Raw genomic sequence first — 22,772 nt, 5'->3', positions numbered from 1 at the left:
AGTAAAGCAGGTATTGCCGTGAAAATATTCACGGCAATTTTCATTTTAAGGAACGGATAAAAAGAAGATATAAGATTTAAGCGTGACTGTATTGTTCTCGCTCAGGTAACCAACGCTCAATAAGCTGTTGCGCATTCTCGGGGTAATTTTGTTGAATATGGCGTGCAAGGCGTTGCACTTCTGGCAACATATATTGGTCACGTAATAAATCAGCGACTTTAAATTCTGCATTCCCTGTTTGTCTAGTGCCTAATAATTCTCCAGGCCCACGAATTTCGAGATCTTTTTGTGCAATAACAAAGCCGTCATTGCTGTCTCGCAACACTTGTAGTCTTTGTTTCGCGGTATGGGTTAGCGGGGTTTTGTACAGTAATACGCAGTGAGATGCGATAGCTCCACGGCCGACTCGTCCTCTTAGTTGGTGCAATTGAGCTAAGCCAAGGCGCTCAGGGTTATCTATAATCATTAAACTTGCATTAGGGACATCAACGCCGACTTCAATGACCGTTGTTGCCACAAGCAGCTGAATTTCATTTCTTTTAAAAGCTGCCATAATACTTTGTTTTTCAGCGGGTTTCATTCGACCATGAACTAACCCTACTTTCAATTCAGGTAATGCTAGTGCGAGCTCTTCGCAAGTCACTTGAGCCGCTTGTGCTTCTAATAATTCAGAGTCTTCAATGAGTGTGCAGACCCAATAGGCTTGGCGGCCTTCTTCAATACAAGCTTGGCGAACGCGTTCAATAATATCGTTACGGCGAGTGTCCGGAATGGCGACAGTGGAGACAGGCGTTCGACCTGGAGGAAGTTCATCGATGACAGAGGTATCTAAGTCTGCATAAGCTGTCATCGCCAATGTACGTGGGATTGGCGTAGCGGTCATGATCAATTGATGAGGGTGATACCCTTGTTGTTCACCTTTTTCACGCAGAGCGAGCCGCTGATGAACGCCAAAGCGATGTTGCTCATCAATGATAACAAGCCCCAGAGCTTTAAAGCTCACTTGCTCTTGGAAAATAGCGTGCGTTCCCACTATCATCGCAACTTCTCCATTTGCAATAGCATCTTGCTGTGCCTGACGAGCCTTGCCCTTTTGTTTGCCTGCGAGCCAACCGACTTTAATGCCTAAAGGTTCTAACCATTGTTTGAACGTATTGGCATGCTGCTCTGCAAGAATTTCGGTAGGGGCCATCAAAGCCACTTGTTTGCCATTCTCGATAGCACAAACGGCTGCTAAGGCTGCAACGAGAGTTTTTCCTGACCCTACATCCCCTTGAATCAATCGCATCATAGGGGCGTCTTTAGCGAGGTCCGCTTCAATTTCGCCAACAACACGGTTTTGTGCATTTGTTGGTGAAAACGGTAATTGTGCGAGTAACTGAGATTTTAACTGGCCACTTGCCACTAAAGGCTCGGCATATAGGCGTTCGTTGCCTGCACGGATGGCTAACATGCTGAGATGGTGAGCGAGTAACTCTTCGAGGATTAGCCGTTTTTGAGCTGGGTGGTGTCCTTTTTCAAGTTCACTCAAGGCAACATTCGGGGGAGGGTTGTGTAATAAGCGAATGGCATCTGGTAAGCTTATCATACCCCGGCTAAGTTCCTCCGGTAATAGCTCCTTGATATTTCCGCTATCGAGTAATCCTAGTGCTTGTTCCATGACTTTACGTAAAGTCGCTTGGCGAACACCTTCAGTGGTTGGATAAACGGGTGTTAAGTTCTCTTGTAAGCTGATATTGCTAGTATCTTGCGAAACTTTATATTCAGGGTGAATGATTTCTGGCCCTGTATTTCCTCTGCGAACCTCCCCATAGGCAGTGACCTGTTTTCCTTCCGCTAAGTTATTTTTCATTGCCGCTGAAAAATTAAAAAAACGTAAAGTGAGGTTGCCTGTGCCATCGGAAATTAAGCTGGTCATCATTCTTTTGCGGCCAAATACGACTTTAGTTTGCAGTATTTCACCCGTAATCGTTGCTGTCGTACCGGGTAGGAGATCTTTTATTTGATATAGACGGGTGTGGTCTTCATAGCGCAAAGGAAAATGCAGAAGAAGGTCTTGAACGGTGTTCAAACCGATTTTACGCATTTTTTCTGACTGGCTTGCTCCAATTCCGTGCAATGAAGTCAGTGAAATGGTATCAAGTAGCCCATTATTCATGTTTTTTCCTTTTATTTAACCAAACTGCCGTCTTTTCATTTTTTCGGTTAATTGCATTTGCGTCCACCACGTGTCATCAGCTTCAATTTGCCCTTGGTTATTGATAAATGGGCGAGGAAGTCCCTTACGTTTAGCAACTTCAGCCAGTACAGGATAACCGCCCTCAAATAACCAGGTTTGTTGCTCATCAGGTGAGAGTAGACAATGTTCACGCTCGTACATACCTGCTTGCTGCCGTTGCCTTTGGGCTTCATATAAAATCAACGCAGAAGCGACGGAAACATTCAAAGATTGCACCATGCCAGCCATTGGAATGATAATGTGTTTATCAGCCAATGCGAGGGCTTGTTGTGAAATCCCTGTTTTCTCTTGTCCCATCATAATACAAGTTGGCAAAGTATAATCAATTTCACGAAAATCAACGGCATGTTCCGACAAGTTAGTTGCCAAAACCTGCATGTTTTGTGATTTTATTTGGGAAATTGCTTCTTCGGTGGATGTGTGTGAAATAATTTTAACCCAGCTATTACTCCCAGCAGCAGAAGAAACGGACAGTTTGACCTGTTGGTCAGGCCAAATAGCATGAATTTGATGGATCCCTACGGCATCGGCACTGCGTACAATGGCAGAAACATTATGCGGTTTATGAATTTCTTCGAGGCAGAGAGTTAGGTCGGGCTGCCGCATCGCCATCATTTGGCAAATGCGGCGATAGCGGCGTTCATTCATAGTTATTAATTAGGTATGGTCATTAATTACGGTTTCGGCTGACACGTAGAACGTCAGGCATAATACGGATTTTCCGCATTACGTTTGCCAGTTGAACCCGGTTTTTAGTCGTAAGGCGGATAAAGGCACAATATACTCGGCCATCTTTCTCTTCTGTATTCATACTTTGAATACTTGAATTAGCGTCATTAATAGCGGCAGTTAAATTCGCTAAAGCGCCTTGATGGTTAATCATATCGACTTTAATTTCCGCGATAAAGTCGGCATCGGTGTCGTTATCCCATTCAACAGCCATAAATTTATCGGGTTCTTTTTGGTAACCACGGATGTTGCGGCAAGACTCATGATGGATAACCAGTCCTTTTCCAGGACTAATATGCGCAACAATTGGGTCACCGGGAATTGGACGGCAACATTTTGCGAAAGTAATAAGAACGCCATCAGCTCCTTTAATGGATAGCTTATTGCGGCTTTCGACAACGGCCTGTTCTCCCGGTGTATTTTGTGGGTTATTTTGTAAATTACGTGCGACAACCACACTCATGGCATTACCCAACCCAATTTCAGCAAGCAAATCATCGATAGAATGCAGCTTCATACGGGCTAATTCTGCATCAATATTGGCTTGAGGGATATCAGTGAGTTTATTTCCTGCCCCTAGCGCATGGTTGAGTAAACGACGACCTAAATTAATAGAATCTTCACGTTTTAAGTTTTTTAATAACTGGCGAATTTTAGCTCGCGCTTTTGAGCTGACAACAAAATTGAGCCAAGCCGCATTTGGACGTGCACCTGGTGCGGTAATAATTTCGACAGTTTGACCACTCGTAAGGGATTGCGAAAGTGGATAAGGTTGGCGATCAACGCGCGCGCCCACGCAAGCATGACCAATATCTGTATGCACCGCATAGGCAAAGTCAACAGGTGTGGCACCAGTAGGTAACTCAACAATGCGGCCTTCAGGGGTGAAAACGTAGATTTCATCCGGAAATAGATCTGATTTAACGCTTTCAATAAATTCAAATGAGCTACCTGCACTTTGTTGCAACTCAAGTAGGCTCTGCATCCAACGTTGAGCTCTAACTTGTGCAGTAGTACCTTGTTCACCTTGCTCTTTATAGGCCCAATGTGCAGCAACGCCCATTTCAGCCATTTGATCCATGTCTTCTGTGCGAATTTGCACTTCGACAGGAACACCATGTGGCCCTATCAGAGAGGTATGTAGCGATTGATAGCCGTTGGCTTTAGGGATGGCAATATAGTCTTTGATACGCCCCGGTCGTGGTTTATACAAACTATGCATCTGACCTAAAACGCGGTAGCAAGTATCCACATCTTTCACAATTACCCTAAAAGCATAGATATCCATAATGGAATGGAAGCGTTGCTCTTTTTGGTGCATTTTACGATAGATGGAATAAAGATGTTTTTCTCTGCCACTCACGCGACAAGGAACACCTGCCTCAGTTAGCCTACCGTCAATTTCTGAGAGAATTTTTTGGATCATCTCTTTTCGGTTACCGCGAGCAGCCTTGACGACTTCCTTAATAACACGATAACGGTTGGGATATAACGCTTCAAAACCAAGCTCTTCAAGCTCTGTTTTAATGTGGTGTATACCTAGCCTGTGGGCTAACGGGCTATATATTTCAAGGGTTTCACGTGCAATGCGTCGACGCTTATCGGGCCTAAGTGACCCTAACGTGCGCATGTTGTGAGTGCGGTCTGCCAGTTTTATCAAAATGACACGGATATCTTTAACCATCGCCATGATCATTTTGCGGAAGTTTTCTGCTTGAGCTTCTTTTTTGTCGCGAAAGTTGAGCTTGTCTAGTTTGGATACACCTTCAACGAGACCGGCGACGGTGGTGCCAAACAATTCTTCTATGTCTTGAAATGTCGCTGGAGTATCTTCAATCACATCATGAAGTAGCGCTGCCATAAGTGTTTCATGGTCCAAGCGCATCTCAGCAAGAATACAAGCAACAGCAACTGGGTGAGTAATATAGGGCTCACCGCTCGATCGGGTCTGCCCTTCATGGGCATCCCGTGCAACAACATAGGCTTTTCTTAGTAATTCAACTTGTTCTTTAGGAAGATACTTTTGAATGACTAAATTAAGGCTTTCAAACAGATACAAGGCAGACCCACCTTAGTGATTAGCGACGACCTTCAGCGATTGCAGAAACTGCTTGCATTTCAGCCGCTTCTTGCTCTTGCTGTTCTTGGCGTTCACGCACATCTAAAATGTGACCGTTGATTAAACCTTCTTCTACTTCACGTAATGCGATAACAGTATATTTATCATTTTCTTCAGGAACTAAAGGGTCTTTTCCACCCGTTTGTAACTGACGAGCTCTACGTGCCGCAACCAATACGAGGTCAAAACGGTTACCAATTTTCTCTACTGCGTCTTGAACAGTTACGCGTGCCATAAGTGTGCTACTCCAAAGAAATAAAAAAATGACCTGATATGATACTGAAACTATGCTCAGTCTGCTAGTAATTTGCTGATTAAAGCATCATGTCGCTGAACTTGACGCTCTAACTTTAAACGCTCAGTACGGATGATAGATTGTAAATCGCTCAGCGCGGTATTGAAATCATCATTAACAATAAGGTAATCATACTCGTTGAAATGTTCAATTTCACCTACTGCTTGTGACATACGTTTTTCAATAACGTCATCGCTGTCTTGTCCGCGCCCTCTTAGGCGACGATAAAGTTCATCTTTTGATGGTGGGAGAATAAAAATGCTGCGTGCTTCAGGCATTGTAGCCCTAATTTGCTGCGCTCCCTGCCAATCGATATCAAGAAAAACATCAACACCGCTGTTTAATACATCTTCAATGATGGGTTTAGACGTCCCATAATAATTCCCAAAAACGCATGCATGCTCTAGGAACTCACCTTTGTCGACCATTTGTAAAAAATCAGTTTCAGATACAAAAAAATAGTGCTCGCCGTGAACTTCCCCTGGACGTGCAGCTCGAGTTGTATGAGAAACGGAAACCTGAGTGTCATACAGTGGTTGTGTTTTTAATAAAGCCTGAATCAGACTTGATTTCCCTGCACCACTAGGGGCAGAAACAATATATAACGTGCCTTGTATCATGATGATTTCTTGAATAGTCGAGGATTAAACATAAAAGATGGCGATAAACCCGACATAGTATACACGGACTTGCATTAACATGCAGCGATATCAATAAATCATGAATTTTAATTAAATGAATTTGATTAGTAACTAAATTGTGAACAGGCTCGAGAAATTAACTTATTACTCATGAAAGCAACATTCGTTTTGCGAAGCTTTTTACAAATAATTCATTTTACGGAGGCAGAGTGAGGGAAGTTGTTTCATGCTTAGCGAATGAGGGCAAAATACTTTAAAGGAATGGCATCCCAATGGATTAGTAATAACTGGGAATAGTTATAACAAGGAATAGTTATGATTTATATTTTGTATGGTTATTGGTTAGCGTCAGCTTATAGGTTAGGTGGGTTAATCGTTGGGGTAATAGTATGTATTAATATTGCCCAAGCATCGCAGCAAGGTGCCATTAATGAACAGTGTGCAAAACAAAATAGTAAAATAATAAGGCAGGAGAGTTATCGGCTAGGTAAACAATTACAGCAGTGGAACCAAACTTACCGTTTGGTTGGTAGTAGTTCCATTAGTGACGAAGCTTATGATCAGCTCTTTAATTTGTGGCGTTCTTTACAGCGATGCCAGCAACTCCCTGAAGTATTACCAGATGTACAACTACCGGAAAAATCACAGTTAGCTACACATCCTATTCCTCATACAGGGTTGAAGAAACTCAATGAATTAGAGGTTTATAACTGGATAAAAACACGTAAAAATATTTGGTTGCAACCTAAAGTTGATGGTGTAGCGGTAACGTTGGTTTATAAGAATGGAAAGCTTGTTTCTATGATTAGCCGAGGAAATAGCATTGAAGGAATAGAATGGCGAGCAAAAGCAGACTTTATTCCTACGATACCTAAACAAATTAAATATTTAGGCATGTTAGTCCTTCAAGGGGAACTATTTTGGCGTATGAATGGGCATATTCAAGCTAAAAGTGGGGGAGTCAACGCTCGTAATAAGATTGCGGGGTGGTTAATGCGAAAAAATACCCCAACCGACCCCGAAGAAAATATTGGCATTTTTATTTGGGCATGGCCTGCGGGAGATGCCAATCCAAAAACACAATTAACATTACTTTCTGAAATAGGTTTTCCACTAGCTGAGCAATATAGCCATAAAGTTGAGAATAAAACTCAAGCTAAGCAACTGAGGCAATACTATTATCAAAGTCAACTACCATTTGCTACTGATGGTGTAGTACTTAAAAATTTTCCAGCACCAGCGGCATCAGCTTGGCAATCAAAACAAAATAGTTGGGCAATTGCCTGGAAATATCCATTACGTAGTGTGTTATCAGAGGTCACTAAACTCAAATTCAATATAGGTAGAACAGGAAGGGTTAGTGTCGTTACCGAGATAATTCCCATCAATATTGACTCGAAAACTATTTCAAAGGTAAATGCTGGCCCGTTATCATCATGGAAAAAACGAGATTTAATTGTTGGAGATAAAATACTTGTCTCTCTTTCAGGGCTTGGAAGCCCAAAGATTGAAGAAGTTGTTTGGCGGCGAGAGAAGCGCGAATATCCAAATGTATCAACATTCAAGCAATTTCATGCACTCAGTTGCCTGGCTTATACGGAGTCTTGCTCACAGCAATTTGTCGCAAGGTTAACATGGCTAGGTAAACAACTCAGTATTCGAGGCATAAATGAAGCTACATGGCACCAGTGGGCTGAGAGGCATAATCTTACTCAACTAACAACTTGGTTGTCAGAACAATGGCAAAACGATTTACCTAAAGGTAAAAAGCACCAAATGTTAGTAAAGCAACTGAAAATGGCAAAGGCCCAACCTATTTCGCTGTGGTTAAAAGGCCTAGCGATTCCACTACCTAAATTACAAATAGAAAGGGTGAATGATATAGGTATGCTGTATGACTCTTCATGGGTTAACAGTATAAATTTGACTGAGTTGCAAAAGAAAAAATTAGCTAAATGGTTAGCGGAACCGGAAATTCAATCTATTTTACGTATCTTGTCAGATATGCAAGCTACTCAGCCATCAATAGCAAACGATTAATGGCTGAAGCAGCGAGGCTAATCTTGATTTTCGTAATTAAAGATAGGTAAACCAAGACGATAACGAATGGCTATTAGCCTTGCACTTAAGCCAACAACGAGTGTGATAATTACCACAATATCTTTAGGTAGAGGGGTTTGTAATAGTCCGATATAGATCCAAGCTGCGGCGAAAGAGACACCAGCATAGACCTCTTTTTGGAAAACTAAAGGGATTGTGTTGCACAGCATGTCTCTTAGCACGCCACCAAAAACACCTGTAATCACTGCTGCGATGGCAGCGATGATTGGGCTGTAGTTCATATCAAGGGCAATTTGGGCACCGAGTATAGAAAATACAATGAGCCCGATAGCATCTAATATGAGAAATAATCGGCGTAAATGTTTCATCATAGGGGCTATCCAAATCGTTACAATAGCAGCGCCTGCAACAGTCAGGATATACTCAGGGTGTTCCACCCAGCCTAAGGGGTAATGGCCAAGTAAAATATCACGGACGGAACCACCACCAATTGCCGTTGCAGACGCAATAATGATGACGCCAAAGACATCCATTTTTCGCCTGCCAGCTGCAAGTGCTCCAGTCATGGCTTCTGCGGTGATACCAATAATATAAAGTACACTTAATAACATGGTAGTTTTGTTCAAGACTAAGGTTATTGCTAAAGGGTAATATTACTTGTGAAACTTCTCGACTGAGATTTTCTAGTATTGACTAAACTAGATTAGTTAAAGTAATCCGATAGCGATATTAAATGATGTCAAAGGATAACAGATTGAATAATAAATTGCCCTATAAAGAAACACGTTTAACATACGATGAGCGAAGCCATCAACTAACGAACATTAATGTTTGGACTCCAGATAGCGAATGGTTAGCTTATGATATACGACCAAACGGTAGTTCTTTTACCGGTTTATCTATAGAAAAAATTCATGTAAAAACATTACAGACCGTTGAAATTTATCACGCAAGCCATGGGGCTCACGTTGGGGTGGTAACGGTAAGTCCTCAACCACCAATTCAATATGCTTTTATCCATGGTCCTGAGCATCCAGATGAACAGTGGCAATATGACTTTCACCATCGAAGAGGGGTGTATGTCAAAGAAGACCAATTAAACGTAGCTCATCCAATTGATGCAATGTGTATTACGCCTCCTTATATAGTAGGAGCATTACGCGGAGGCACTCATGTTCATGTTTTTAGTCCAGACGGAAAGTGGCTGAGCTTTACCTATAACGACCATGTAATGCATGAATTAGATGTGCGATTAGACCAACGAAATGTTGCAATTGCAGTACCTATTGGGCCTGTTAATATAAGCCCTCAAAAACATTTTCGAGAATATAATGGCGATTACTTTTGTTGTGTTGTGACGAGAACAACGCAACAACCTAAACCAAGCAGCGATGAAATTAGCCGTGCATATGAAGAGGGCTGGGTAGGTCGAAAAGGCTATCAAAAAGAGAATGGAAAGTGGCAGGAAAGAGCGCTGGTGTTTATTGGCGATACTCATTCTACAGATGGAGAAATTATTCCTGAGATATACATTGTCGATCTGCCTTCACAGCCGGAGGATTACATGGTTGCGGGGGAATTTCCTATCCAAGGAACAGAATCGAGTATGCCATCCCCTCCAAAAGGTATACAGCAAAGGCGCTTAACCTATACGCACAATAGAAAATTTCCTGGTTTAGCAAAACAACCACGACATTGGCTTAGAACTTCGCCAGATGGTAAATCGATCGCTTGTTTAATGAAGGATGATGACGGTAATGTTCAGTTATGGTTAGTTGATACGCTAACTGGAATACAAAGGCAAATAACGCATGGTTCTTCACCTGTTCAATCAGCTTTTAGCTGGGATAGTAAAGGTGAGCACATCTGCTTTATTCGTGACAATAGTGTCATGTATTGCCATGTCGTGACCGGAGCCATACAAAAATTAACGCAACGAACTGAGCTTGCCCCTGTTGTTGATGCAGTTGTATTTTCACCTAATAATGAGTTGATCGCATTTATGCGTGATATTGATGGATTTAGGCAAATTTATACAGTAGAAACCGGTTTAAATTGGTAAATGTAATAATTAGATTATTACAATTACGGGTACAAAAATTCTGGTTAACTTTTCTATTCGTAATTGTTTTTATTTGACTCTAATTGGTATTTAGAACACTTAATTGCTAATTATTCATATGTTGAGTACAAAGACACTTATAAATAAAATATTTAGTTAAAAATGGTCCTATCTAAATAAGATAATAATTGAAAATATATTATATAAATGATTAGTCAGATCTTAGATTAAAAATAATGTATTAGTAAATACATTTATTAAACAGTGAAATTTTAATTACAAACGTTTGATTTAACCCAAATTATTTTTAGTCTTTATCTTTCTTTTCAAGTTCTTCTATGCGTCTCTTTGGTGAATCAGCTTTATCATCATTACCCGATTTCGCGTAATCTAAAGGAATTAAAAGAGTATCCATAACAACAGAAAAAGGTAAATCAATAGCAAGTAAAGGCTTAACAACCCAGCCGGTTTCATCATCTTTAATCATTTTAATGCTATTTTTCGAACCAGGATAATAACCTTCTGAAGGGCCTGCATGAGTCATAATACTCGAGCAACCACTCAAAATAAGCGGTGCGATAAGGAAACATAATCGTATTGAAATTAAACTCGGCATAGACGTTGTTAACCTGTATTTAGCTTGTTATTCCTAATATTGACTTATAATAACGAAAAACAAGAAATTCACAATAATAGTATCATATTATTATTTTATTTAACCGTATGTATTTTTTTAGTTAATAGTTTACTTGTAGCTATTAACTAAAAATGTTTGTCTTCAGTATCTATTCGATGAATAATAAATAACGTTAAGAAATAAAGACATACTATTTTATATTTGTTATCAGTTTGAAAACTCTAAAAAAATAGATCATTTATTCCTTCTGAACTGTGCTCTATGGCACATATTACCCTTATACTATTTGGCATAATCGATTCAGTAGTATGTTTTATCACCTATTTGGGTGTGTTTAACGGGTAACTTGTCGTCAAAAGGATGCGGTCTATGAGTGAATTAGCTCTTACTGTAAGTTTGTTGGCGTTAGCCGCTGCTTTAGGGCTATGGATTGGTAATTGGAAGATCCGTAGTGTTGGGCTGGGGATTGGTGGTGTCCTATTTGGGGGGATCATCGTTGGGCATTTTGCTCAAAGTTACGGCTTACAACTGAATAAAGACATGCTGCATTTTATTCAAGAATTTGGCTTGATACTGTTTGTATACACGATTGGTATTCAGGTTGGACCTGGATTTTTCTCTTCTCTACGTGTTTCTGGTCTCAAACTAAATGGCTTCGCGTTGATGGTTGTTGTCTTAGGTGCGGTGGTAACAGCAATCATATATAAAGTCGCAAATATTCCATTGCCGATTATCTTAGGTATTTTTTCAGGGGCAGTAACGAATACGCCATCTTTAGGTGCTGGTCAGCAAATTTTAACTGACTTAGGCTCTGACCCTAATCTAATTGGCCAAATGGGAATGGGCTACGCCATGGCTTACCCTATGGGAATTTGTGGCATCTTACTGGTGATGTGGTTAGTACGCATCATCTTTAGAATTTCAGTAGAAAAAGAAGCTTCTGCATTTAATAATTCCTCTTTTCAACAGCGCGACTCTCTGCAGACTATGAATATTGCCATTCGTAACGCCAATCTTGATGGCTTAATGATGCAAGACATCCCACTACTTGGTAGCGAAGCGATTGTTTGTTCAAGATTAAAACGCGGAGATATGCTCGTTGTTCCCCAACCCACAACAGAAATACATTTAGGTGACTTATTGCACGTTGTTGGTTTAAAAGATGATTTAAATAAAGTTCGCTTAATATTAGGCGAAGAAGTTGATGCATCTCTGTCTACATCAAGCTCTATTTTACATTCCGTTCGTGTGGTTGTGACGAATGATGCTGTACTAAGTAAAAGGCTTAAGGACTTAAATTTAAAACAAAAATATGACGTTGTTGTGACACGATTAAACCGTACGGGTATTGATTTAGTTGCTAATAACAATTCAGTTTTACAATTTGGTGATATTTTAAATATCGTTGGTCGGCCTGAATCAATTGAAGCAGTCACCGCTTTATTAGGTAATGCAAAACAAAAACTACAGCAAGTTCAAATGTTACCTGTGTTCCTTGGAATCGGGCTAGGGGTTGTGCTGGGCTCAATACCCGTTTTTGTTCCTGGTTTCCCAGCAGCGTTGAAACTTGGACTAGCAGGAGGCCCACTAGTTGTTGCATTAATTCTTGGTCGTATAGGGACTATTGGGCGCTTATATTGGTTTATGCCTCCGAGTGCTAACCTTGCGTTAAGGGAGCTAGGGATTGTCATGTTCCTTGCAGTGGTAGGGCTCAATTCTGGTGGTGGCTTCATTGATACTTTAATTAAAGGTGATGGGTTGACGTGGATTGGCTATGGGTTATTGATTACGTTTGTACCGTTGTTTATTACAGGTGTAGTAGCTCGAATTTTTGGAAAAATGAACTATTTAAGTCTTTGTGGTGTGCTAGCGGGTTCCATGACAGACCCTCCCGCATTAGCATTCGCAAATAATATACATACGACCAGCGGCGCTCCGGCATTATCTTATGCAACGGTTTATCCATTAGCGATGTTTTTAAGAATTATTTCACCTCAATTGCTGGCTATTTTATTTTGGGCTGTTTAGTACCCATATGATGATCAACCAAAATTTTATTGAAATTTTAAAAATTATAATTTTTTCAATGTGATAAGTGAGTTTCGATAATTGGAGTATAAGCGAGTAATGAAAGGTATCACGATATATAGGGGCAAAAAGTGCTTTTGTTCAAGCAATAACCAAATAGAAAAGATGTTCTAATAGTTTTGAATGATATTCGTGTTGAAAAGTTAATTTGATTTCAATTACGGAGTTCTCGCTAATTTTTAGCCCTTTCTACATGAAAGGGCTTTTTTTTACCTAACTATTGTAATAACAGGGTTAAAACCCTTGTTATTTCATAATCTAACAGGTTACTTCTTGATAAGCTTTTTCAAGCTCTTCAGCTAATATTTTGATCCCCTGTTCGATTTTTTCTGGCTCAGGGACATAGTTCATACGCATACATTGATGCGCATGTGGCCAATCCTGTTCAATACCAGGGAAGAAGTAATGTCCGGGAACCATCAATACACCACGTTTTTTTAAGCGTTGGTATAATTCTAAGCAATTAATTGGTAGGTCTTTAAACCATAACCAGAGGAAAATGGCACCTTCTGGCTTATGAATTAAACACTTATCTTCTGGGATATAGCGGCGAATAATTTCGATGGCTTCTTCTACACGCTGCTTATAAAAAGGACCAATTACATTCTTAGATAACGAGATAAGGTCATCTTTTTTAAGCATTTCTAAGGCAAGCGCAGGGCCTATGCCACCTGGGGCAAGGCTGATGATACCATTCATGTTACTAACAGCTTCAATGATTTCTTCGTTAGCGATGATAATGCCGCATCGAGTTCCAGGTAAACCAAGTTTAGATAAACTCATACAAAGAATGACATTTTCGTTCCAAAATGGCGTAGCTTCGCTGAAGATAATGCCAGGGAAAGGAACACCATAAGCATTATCTATTAATAGTGGGATATTATGTTGTTTAGCTAGTTGGTCTAAATGCTCAACTTCTTCATCAGTAATGACATTACCGGTCGGGTTTGTTGGGCGAGACACACAAATCACACCAATATCATCAGTAACCTCTAATGTGTTGAAGTCTACTCGGTATTTAAATTGACCATTAGGTAAAAATTCAATTTGTGGCTTATTAGCAACGAATAAGCCATCATCAAGACCTGAGTCTGCATAACCGACATATTCAGGGGCAAGAGGAAATAGCACTTTACGGGTGATACCATCTTCAAAGCGACCGGCTAGCAAGTTAAATAGATAGAAAAAAGCACTTTGACTGCCGTTAGATAGGGCAATATTTTTCGCGCTAATATTCCAACCTAGTTTTGCTTTTAGCGTTGCTGCAAGCGCTTTCAACATGGCATCTTTACCTTGAGGACCATCATAATTACATAAAGTGTCCGTCAATTGGCCATTAGCACACATCTCAGCTAATAGATCTTGAAAATACTTATCCATTTCAGGGATATGAGCAGGATTTCCTCCACCTAACATAATGGAGCCAGGGGTTCTTATGCCTTCATTCAAGTCTTTCATTAATAATGAAATACCTGAGTTTTGAGCAAATTTATTACCAAATTTAGAAAATATCATCGCATTTATTCACATATATTTATTAGATTGTTAATGGAATTTAAAACATACTCCGCTGCATCTCAGAGTTCAACCACCCATTTCTATCTTTTTTTGGGGTAAAATATCAATAAAATTATATTTAACAGGCTAAAACACTGCAATGTTAATGCTTTGGTGGTTTATTTTTCTTTTTACTCGATGAGTTACATCGATAAAAACTAATTTATTTAAATTGGCAACAATTCACTAAATGGTCATTTATCATGCCAGTTGCCTGCATAAATGCATAACAAGTGATCGAACCGACAAATTTAAACCCACGTTTTTTGAGCGCCTTGGAAAGAAGCTTAGAAATTTCAGTTTCCGCGGGAACTTGCGATGGTTTTTCCCAACCATTGACAATGGGTTGACCATTTACAAATTGCCAAATAAAAATGGAAAAATCTTCACCATTTTCTTTCATGCTTAAGTAGGCTTTTGCATTCGCAATAATCGCATTGATTTTTAACCGGTTACGGATGATGCGAGTATCTTGCATAAGTTGCTCAATATCGTCTTCATCCATTAATGCAATTTTTTCAGGATCGAAATGATGAAATAAATCACGATATCCTTGGCGCTTTTTTAAAATAGTGTACCAAGATAGCCCGGCTTGTTGGCCTTCAAGGCAGATCATTTCAAAGAGTGTTAAGTTGTCATAAGTGGGTTTGCCCCATTCATGGTCGTGATAAGCGATATATTCAGGATCTTGATTGACCCAATGGCAGCGTGTCAGGGGAGTATCCATTTTTCATCCTTTTTACAGTCTCGATAACCTTGTTTCAAAAAACAAACTATTTATACTGTATAAATAACCAGCTTGAAAGGGGGGAAAGTATTTTTTTTTATTTTTAGAATAAATACAGACATATTCAATGCTGTATATCTTGCGGTCAAAGGGTATACTGGCGTACTTTCATTAAATTTTACGTATCGCGTGCGGATCTAACATGCAAAAGTTTGATACCAAAACCTTCCAAGGTCTTATCCTGACATTACAGGACTACTGGGCGCGTCAAGGCTGTACCATTGTTCAACCATTGGACATGGAAGTCGGCGCAGGAACCTCTCACCCAATGACGTGTTTGCGTGCATTAGGCCCTGAGCCTATTGCTGCGGCTTATGTTCAACCATCTCGCCGACCAACTGATGGTCGCTATGGCGAGAACCCAAACCGTCTACAACATTATTATCAGTTTCAGGTGATCATCAAACCATCACCAGACAACATCCAAGAATTATACCTGGGTTCTTTAAAAGAATTAGGTGTTGACCCAACAGTTCACGACATTCGTTTTGTTGAAGATAACTGGGAAAACCCAACATTGGGTGCTTGGGGATTAGGCTGGGAAGTGTGGCTTAACGGGATGGAAGTGACTCAGTTTACTTACTTCCAGCAGGTCGGTGGTCTTGAATGTAAACCCGTAACAGGTGAAATTACATACGGCCTAGAACGCTTAGCGATGTATATTCAAGGCGTAGACAGCGTGTATGACCTTGTCTGGTGTGATGGCCCATTGGGTAAAACCACTTATGGTGATATTTATCATCAAAACGAAGTAGAGCAGTCAACCTATAACTTCGAATACGCAAATGTTGATTTTCTTTTCAAATGTTTTGAAGAGTATGAAAAAGAAGCTCAACACTTGCTGGCTTTGGAAACACCACTTCCACTACCTGCATACGAACGTATCTTGAAAGCGGCTCACACTTTCAACCTACTAGATGCACGTAAAGCCATTTCTGTTACTGAACGCCAACGCTATATTTTACGTATTCGTACCCTAACTAAAGGGGTTGCAGAAGCGTATTATGCTTCTCGTGAAGCGCTTGGATTCCCTATGTGTCATAAGAACTAAGAGGCTGTCATGACTCAACAGACTTTCCTTGTGGAAATCGGCACCGAAGAGTTACCGCCGAAGGCTCTTCGTTCATTAGCTGAATCATTTGCTGCAAATTTTACGGCTGAACTTGATGGTGCAGATATTGCCCATGGTGCAGTAACGTGGTTTGCTGCCCCTCGTCGTTTAGCACTTAAAGTAGCTGATTTAGCGGCTTCACAGCCAGACCGTGAAGTTGAAAAACGCGGTCCTGCTATCTCTCAGGCATTTGGTCCGGATGGCCAACCAACTAAAGCTGCTGAAGGCTGGGCTCGTGGTTGTGGTATTACCGTTGACCAAGCTGAGCGTTTGACCACAGATAAAGGTGAATGGTTACTATACCGTGCCCAAATGAAAGGGCAGGCTGTCAGCGAATTATTGGTTGATATGACTAGCCGTGCGCTAGCAAAATTACCAATCCCTAAATTAATGCGCTGGGCAGATAAAGACACTCAATTCGTTCGCCCTGTTCATACAGTCACATTACTGTTAGGTAGTGATGTTATCGAGGGTGAAATTTTAGGTATTAAGAGCGGGCGCACAATTCGTGGCCACCGCTTTATGGGTGAAGCTGAATTTACTATTGATAACGCTGAACAATATCCAGCCATTTTACGTGAACGCGGTAAAGTCATGGCGGATTACGCAGAACGTAAAGCGGTTATTAAAGCGGATGCGGAAAAAGCGGCTCAGGCTCTTGGTGGCCAAGCTGACTTAACGGATAGCTTACTTGAAGAGGTGACTTCATTGGTTGAATGGCCGGTCGTTTTAATGGCTAAATTTGAAGAGAAATTCTTAGATGTTCCTTCCGAAGCGCTAGTTTACACCATGAAAGGGGACCAAAAATATTTCCCAGTTTATGATAAGGCTGGCAAGTTAATGCCTAACTTTATCTTTGTGGCAAATATTGAGTCTTCTGATCCTCAGCAAATCATTTCAGGTAACGAAAAAGTTGTACGTCCGCGTTTGGCTGATGCCGAATTTTTCTTTAAAACTGACCGTAAACAACGTTTGGAAGATAACTTACCACGTTTAGAAACTGTATTGTTCCAAAAACAATTAGGTACGCTGCGTGATAAAACAGATCGTTTAGAAGCGTTAGCAGGCTGGATTGCGAGTAAAATTGGTGCAGATGTCAACCATGCAACACGAGCTGGCTTATTAGCCAAATGTGACTTAATGACTAACATGGTGTTTGAGTTCACAGACACTCAAGGCGTTATGGGAATGCACTACGCACGCCATGACGGTGAGTCAGAAGACGTTGCATTAGCTTTAAAAGAGCAGTATCAGCCACGTTTTTCAGGAGATGCACTTCCATCGACAGATGTGTCAGCTGCATTAGCATTGGCTGAAAAAATGGATACGCTTGCTGGTATTTTTGGTATCGGCCAACATCCTAAAGGTGATAAAGATCCATTCGCTCTGCGCCGTGCTGCACTAGGCGTCCTACGCATTATCGTTGAAAAAGGCTACCAGCTTGATCTCGTTGAAATGACAGAAGAAGCGGCTCGTTTATATGGCGATAAATTAACCAATGAAAATGTAGTTAATGACGTTGTAGAGTTTATGCTTGGTCGTTTCCGTTCTTGGTATCAAGAATTAGGCTATAGCATTGATACCATTCAAGCGGTATTAGCTCGTCATCCAACACAACCTGCTGACTTTGATGCACGAGTGAAAGCAGTTACTCACTTCCGTTCATTAGAAGAAGCACAGGCACTTGCAGCGGCAAATAAACGTGTTTCCAATATTCTGAGTAAATCAGAAGAAAAACTGGCTGACAACGTTTTAGCATCTGTTTTAAAAACGCCTGAAGAAGTCAAGTTAGCGACTCATGTTGTGGTGCTACAAGATAAGCTTGCACCAATGTTTGCAGAAAGAAATTATCAAGAGGCTTTAGTTGAATTAGCTTCTTTACGCGATATCGTGGATGAATTCTTTGCAAATGTTATGGTAATGGATGAAGACCAAGCGGTGCGTATTAACCGCTTGACGCTATTAAGCCAGTTACGTGAGTTGTTCTTGAAAGTAGCAGATATTTCTTTGCTGCAATAGGCTTTAAATTAGGTTTTTAGCTTATTGTTAACGCTATTTTTATAAATGCTAACCTGTTTGATAAATAAGCACTAAAATACTCTAGTGCTTATTTTTTACTTAAAATAAGGTGATTGGCTTATAAACCTTACCGTTTTGGTGGTTTTATCAGCAAACGAACAGAATTGGCGAGAAATGGGTTGACGATCTTCGTTCTTGGCAGTATTATTCACACCGTTTTCGGCGAGTAGCGCAGCTTGGTAGCGCAACTGGTTTGGGACCAGTGGGTCGGAGGTTCGAATCCTCTCTCGCCGACCAAATTCTAAGACCCACCTCATTGAGGTGGGTTTTTTCGTTTTTATCTTCCTTTTTCTATCTATAATTTCAGACTAACTTGCCTTGCTCTCCATCGCCTATTTCTGTTGATATATAACCCGTTCTTAGTTGAGCTGATGAGTTATTTATTGTTCGCAGATAACCATATTATTCATTCATATTGTTATTCATTTTTATGTTGTTTCCAGTAAAAAAGCTTTTTCATTACAAGGACTCGTTAATGAAAGCCAACAACGTTTTATCAATATACCTTTATTTCTTTTTTTGGGCGTTCATGCCCAATAAAGCTTATAGCCATGCTATAACGCCTGTTACTGCCATTACTCAAACATTACCTACATGTATCATAATTAACCAAGTTTATTTAATCGATGCTCAGCAGCTAACTGAAATTTCATCTAGGCATATTGATGGATGGCGAAAAAAGCTAGAAGGTAAGTGTATTAGTGAGCAAGGTTTGCTCGACTATGCAGACTATATTAGGGCTGAGCTTATTAAAGCTGGCTACCTGACCTCTTATTTATATTATCCAGAGCAAACTTTTCTGTTTGGTATCCTGCAAGCAAAAATAATAGTAGGAACCGTTTCTTCGGTGGTTTATCAAAATGAACCGAGAGAAGACAACTTACTGCCACATGTATTTCCTTTTAAGCTAGGGGAAGCGCTTAACTTTTGGCATCTTGAGCAAGGCTTATACAATTTACAAAACACTTCTTTGCTTCCCTTTCAAATTAAATTAATTCCAGATGAAACCAATGAAAACGGCACGCAAATATTGGTGATTGGTCAACACCGACGTGAATTTCAACGGATTCTATCTTTTGAGTCACGCTCAATTGCTCGGCAGGTAGGTAATACAGTTAGCCATACTTTTATGGCCGCTAATCCTTTGCTACGCAGTGATTTTTTATATTCGGAAGTCAGTCGTCAGCTAAGCGGTTCGGAAGACACTGAAATAACATCAGCAGCATTGTTCTATTCCCTTCCATATCATTATTGGCTTTTTTCTGTATCTGGTGGGTATCAGGAAAATAAATCCGTTCTTACCGGCTATGATATGGCTTTACCACTACAACAGTACCACTGGTTCCTCTTACTAAATGCAGAATACTTATTAAAGCGAACTGAACATTCGGTTACTTCAATAAGTATAGGGTCTCAAACCCAAAAAAGTGACACTTTTTTGTCTGATTTATACTTACAAACACAACAGCGCTATGCTAATTACATTATTGGTGAATTTTCTCATCAAACTAATTTTTTACAAGGCAATACCTTACTAAAATTAAAATATAAGCAAGGAACTGACTGGTTTGGTGCTAATGCACAGCAAATAACGGGATTGCGTAAGCCTCAAATTTTGAAAATATCACTTTCAACGTATAGAGAAGTGCTTCCTTTTCAATATCAAGGCCAATTTGAGGTGCAGCTGAGCCGTGACAAGTTAGATGTGTTACTAGACCAAGAATCATTAGTTGGAGCTGGTGGTATTAGCGGTTTTACTGGCGGACCGCAATATACTGATATGGGGGATAATAGCTTAAGGTTGGAAAATGAACTGTTATGGAATACTCCTTGGCAGCAAGTGGCTCTATATACTTCATTGGGTATAGGAGCAACGGCAAATGATAAAGCAACATTTTGGAAGGAAAACGTATTACTAGGTGGAAGGATAGGAGCAAAAGGCCAATTAGGGCGTTTGTCATATCACTTATTTGCGGAAATGCCTTTTTGGCAAGGAAACCAACCTGTTATGCATGATGTCAGTTCGGGCCTTCATGTTGCATATTATTATTAATAAAATCAGTAGATTGTATTGTTTTTCGCGTCATCTAAGTGGTGTTTTTTATACAAATTAGCTAATTGTAGTTTTTATCGTATGTATTAGAGCATTTTCTGTACGCCAATAAATAGGCTGAAATAATACGGCGAGTATTATTTTATTCTTTAAGTTATCAAATAGTTAAAATTATGTTTAGCGTAGGCAGTTGAATGTTTTTTATTTGCATAAAAAACAAACTAAATAGTTACATACTAAAATAATTCCCACATCGATTCTCTTTAGTGTTTTATTTCGTATCACACCAATAAAAGCACTATATTCGTTCAGTAATTCAGCACTTAATCACAAATATAAAAATAAATAACCTCGATATAAAACTCTATTCATTACTAATTATATGGTTATAACGCCTGCATCTTGTCCTCTACTGTGAAATTTTAAGCTAAATTGCAGTGTTAATTGTTTCTAATATGTTACAGGAATTGAAGGTGGGTCGTAAATGTGGCTATTGACGAAGCGAGTGACAGTTGATTAATTGCACAATGAATAACAAAAAATACAGATACTACATCTGTCGCTTTTAATGACGGATTTAGACATCAAGCAAAACAACATGAACACCATAGGAGCATACAGATGCGCTCTATTAAAAAGACAGGCCTACTGACAGTAGGGCTTACATTGGCAGCATTAGCGGTATCCGCATCAGTACAGGCAAAAACATTAGTTTATTGTTCAGAGGGCTCTCCTGAGGGCTTTAACCCACAGTTGTTCACATCAGGAACGACTTATGATGCAAGCTCTATTCCACTGTATAACCGTTTAGTTGAGTTCAAATTAGGGACAACTGAAATTGAACCCGGTTTGGCTGAAAGCTGGGAAGTGAGCGATGATGGTAAAGAATACACTTTCCATTTGCGCAAAGGTGTCAAATGGCACTCGAATAAAGAATTTAAACCAAGCCGTGATTTGAACGCAGACGATGTAATCTATACATTTATGCGTCAAAAAGATGCTAACCATCCATATCATAAAGTTTCAGGCGGCAGCTATGAATACTTTATGGGAATGGATATGGATAAAATCATCGATAAAGTAGAGAAAGTTGATGATAATACGGTGAAAATTACCTTAACTCGCCCTGAATCTCCATTCTTAGCTGATATGGCAATGGACTTCGCATCAATTCTTTCTGCTGAATATGCAGACCAGATGCTGAAAGCGGGCACGCCAGAAAAAGTAGACTTAAACCCAATTGGAACGGGTCCATTTGTTCTGCAACAGTATCAAAAAGACTCTCGTATTCTTTATAAAGCTAACGACCAATATTGGGGCACAAAACCTAAACTTGACCGCTTAGTCTTCTCTATCACACCAGATGCTTCCGTTCGTTATGCAAAATTGCAAAAAAATGAATGCCAAGTCATGCCATATCCAAACCCGGCTGATTTAGAGCGCATGAAGCAAGATAAAGATATTACGTTAATGGAGCAACCAGGGCTGAACGTCGGTTATCTCTCTTATAACGTTGAGAAAAAACCACTGGATAATCAAAAGGTTCGCCAAGCACTGTCTATGGCGGTGAACAAAGATGCAATTATCGAAGCGGTTTATCAAGGTGCAGGCCAAAAAGCGAAAAACCTTATCCCACCAACAATGTGGGGCTATAACGATGCGGTGAACGATTACGAATATAATCCTGAAAAAGCAAAAGCATTATTAGCTGAAGCGGGATTCCCGAATGGCTTTGAAATTGACCTATGGGCGATGCCTGTTCAACGACCATATAACCCAAATGCCCGCCGTATGGCGGAAATGATCCAAGCGGACTGGGCAAAAGTTGGCGTTAAATCAAAGGTTGTCAGCTATGAGTGGGGTGAATACCTCAAGCGAGCGAAAGATGGCGAGCCACAAACGGTAATGATGGGTTGGACGGGTGACAATGGGGACCCTGATAACTTCTTTGCAACCTTATTTAGCTGTGCAGCGAAAGAACAAGGTTCTAACTACTCAAAATGGTGTAATCAAAGTTTCGAAAACTTGATCCAACCAGCACGTCAAACAGCAGATCACGACAAACGAGTCGAGCTGTACAAACAAGCGCAAGTTGTGATGAATGAGCAGGCTCCAGCCCTCATTATCGCGCATTCCACAGTGTTTGAACCAGTACGTAAAGAAGTCAAAGGCTATGTGGTTGACCCACTAGGCAAACACCACTTCGAAAACGTCGATATTGAGAAGTAATCGTATCTAATCTGTCTATGCCCTTCGTTGCTGGTTTAGAACGGAGGGCGTTTTCTTCTCTAGAAGAAGCAGAGAAGTTGAGTTG

At 40.3% G+C, this 22,772-nt stretch carries 16 protein-coding genes and 1 tRNA gene; 8 read left to right on the top strand and 9 right to left on the bottom strand.

Features of this window, described 5'->3' with window-relative positions:
- Positions 1-76: 76 nt before the first annotated feature.
- Genes recG through gmk form a run of 5 tightly spaced genes read right to left on the bottom strand, consistent with a single transcriptional unit; the run spans position 77 to position 6,002 of the window.
- The gene (recG, locus tag PSE72_RS11330) at positions 77-2,158 is read right to left on the bottom strand and encodes an ATP-dependent DNA helicase RecG (protein ID WP_115166393.1); all 2,082 of its coding nucleotides are present in this window, start codon (positions 2,156-2,158) and stop codon (positions 77-79) included.
- A gap of 15 nt (positions 2,159-2,173) precedes the next feature.
- Positions 2,174-2,887: a tRNA (guanosine(18)-2'-O)-methyltransferase TrmH gene (trmH, locus tag PSE72_RS11325; RefSeq protein WP_115166394.1), complete on the bottom strand. Its 714-nt coding sequence runs from the start codon at positions 2,885-2,887 to the stop codon at positions 2,174-2,176.
- A gap of 22 nt (positions 2,888-2,909) precedes the next feature.
- Entirely contained in the window at positions 2,910-5,027 is a 2,118-nt protein-coding gene (gene spoT, locus PSE72_RS11320) for a bifunctional GTP diphosphokinase/guanosine-3',5'-bis pyrophosphate 3'-pyrophosphohydrolase (protein WP_115166395.1), read from the bottom strand.
- Positions 5,028-5,046: 19 nt separating this feature from the next.
- Positions 5,047-5,322 (bottom strand): DNA-directed RNA polymerase subunit omega, encoded by a 276-nt coding sequence (gene rpoZ / locus PSE72_RS11315; RefSeq protein WP_004262665.1) that lies wholly within the window; start codon positions 5,320-5,322, stop codon positions 5,047-5,049.
- Positions 5,323-5,378: 56 nt separating this feature from the next.
- A complete protein-coding gene (gene gmk, locus PSE72_RS11310; RefSeq protein WP_004266082.1) occupies positions 5,379-6,002 on the bottom strand; it encodes a guanylate kinase in 624 nt (207 codons plus the stop codon).
- Between the two features lie 336 nt (positions 6,003-6,338).
- Between gmk and ligB the strand changes: the two genes are divergently transcribed.
- Positions 6,339-8,063: an NAD-dependent DNA ligase LigB gene (ligB, locus tag PSE72_RS11305; RefSeq protein ID WP_272690965.1), complete on the top strand. Its 1,725-nt coding sequence runs from the start codon at positions 6,339-6,341 to the stop codon at positions 8,061-8,063.
- A 17-nt stretch (positions 8,064-8,080) separates the two neighbouring features.
- On the opposite strand, the gene PSE72_RS11300 is transcribed toward ligB, so the two are convergent.
- Positions 8,081-8,695: a trimeric intracellular cation channel family protein gene (locus PSE72_RS11300; RefSeq protein WP_004266070.1), complete on the bottom strand. Its 615-nt coding sequence runs from the start codon at positions 8,693-8,695 to the stop codon at positions 8,081-8,083.
- Positions 8,696-8,817: 122 nt separating this feature from the next.
- Here PSE72_RS11300 and PSE72_RS11295 point away from each other — a divergent pair, with 122 nt between their 5' ends.
- Complete coding sequence (locus PSE72_RS11295; protein ID WP_115166397.1) at positions 8,818-10,146, top strand: DUF3748 domain-containing protein; 1,329 nt, start codon at positions 8,818-8,820, stop codon at positions 10,144-10,146.
- Positions 10,147-10,453: 307 nt separating this feature from the next.
- On the opposite strand, the gene PSE72_RS11290 is transcribed toward PSE72_RS11295, so the two are convergent.
- Positions 10,454-10,762: a YceK/YidQ family lipoprotein gene (locus PSE72_RS11290; protein WP_115166398.1), complete on the bottom strand. Its 309-nt coding sequence runs from the start codon at positions 10,760-10,762 to the stop codon at positions 10,454-10,456.
- Positions 10,763-11,152: 390 nt separating this feature from the next.
- Between PSE72_RS11290 and PSE72_RS11285 the strand changes: the two genes are divergently transcribed.
- Positions 11,153-12,811: a putative transporter gene (locus PSE72_RS11285; protein ID WP_115166399.1), complete on the top strand. Its 1,659-nt coding sequence runs from the start codon at positions 11,153-11,155 to the stop codon at positions 12,809-12,811.
- Between the two features lie 318 nt (positions 12,812-13,129).
- On the opposite strand, the gene PSE72_RS11280 is transcribed toward PSE72_RS11285, so the two are convergent.
- Together PSE72_RS11280 and PSE72_RS11275 are read right to left on the bottom strand one after the other, a co-directional pair.
- The gene (locus PSE72_RS11280; RefSeq protein WP_115166400.1) at positions 13,130-14,386 is read right to left on the bottom strand and encodes a valine--pyruvate transaminase; all 1,257 of its coding nucleotides are present in this window, start codon (positions 14,384-14,386) and stop codon (positions 13,130-13,132) included.
- Positions 14,387-14,591: 205 nt separating this feature from the next.
- The gene (locus tag PSE72_RS11275) at positions 14,592-15,155 is read right to left on the bottom strand and encodes a DNA-3-methyladenine glycosylase I (RefSeq protein WP_115166401.1); all 564 of its coding nucleotides are present in this window, start codon (positions 15,153-15,155) and stop codon (positions 14,592-14,594) included.
- A gap of 202 nt (positions 15,156-15,357) precedes the next feature.
- On the opposite strand from PSE72_RS11275, the gene glyQ reads away from it, so the two are divergent.
- From glyQ to dppA, 5 genes are all read left to right on the top strand, one after another.
- A complete protein-coding gene (gene glyQ / locus PSE72_RS11270) occupies positions 15,358-16,266 on the top strand; it encodes a glycine--tRNA ligase subunit alpha (protein ID WP_004262647.1) in 909 nt (302 codons plus the stop codon).
- Between the two features lie 9 nt (positions 16,267-16,275).
- Positions 16,276-18,345, top strand: a complete 2,070-nt coding sequence (gene glyS, locus PSE72_RS11265; protein ID WP_198641917.1) for a glycine--tRNA ligase subunit beta — start codon at positions 16,276-16,278, stop codon at positions 18,343-18,345.
- Between the two features lie 220 nt (positions 18,346-18,565).
- Positions 18,566-18,642, top strand: a tRNA-Pro gene (locus tag PSE72_RS11260).
- A gap of 292 nt (positions 18,643-18,934) precedes the next feature.
- Positions 18,935-20,458, top strand: coding sequence for a ShlB/FhaC/HecB family hemolysin secretion/activation protein (locus PSE72_RS11255; protein WP_217007865.1), 1,524 nt, complete (start codon positions 18,935-18,937; stop codon positions 20,456-20,458).
- 621 nt (positions 20,459-21,079) lie between these two features.
- Entirely contained in the window at positions 21,080-22,687 is a 1,608-nt protein-coding gene (gene dppA / locus PSE72_RS11250; protein WP_109912888.1) for a dipeptide ABC transporter periplasmic-binding protein DppA, read from the top strand.
- Positions 22,688-22,772: the final 85 nt, after the last annotated feature.

This window comes from Providencia sp. PROV116 (assembly GCF_028482485.1).
Classification (GTDB): Bacteria; Pseudomonadota; Gammaproteobacteria; order Enterobacterales; family Enterobacteriaceae; genus Providencia; species Providencia rettgeri.
The sequence above is the reverse complement of the archived record's forward strand: the minus strand, read 5'-3'. Positions and strand labels throughout refer to the sequence as shown.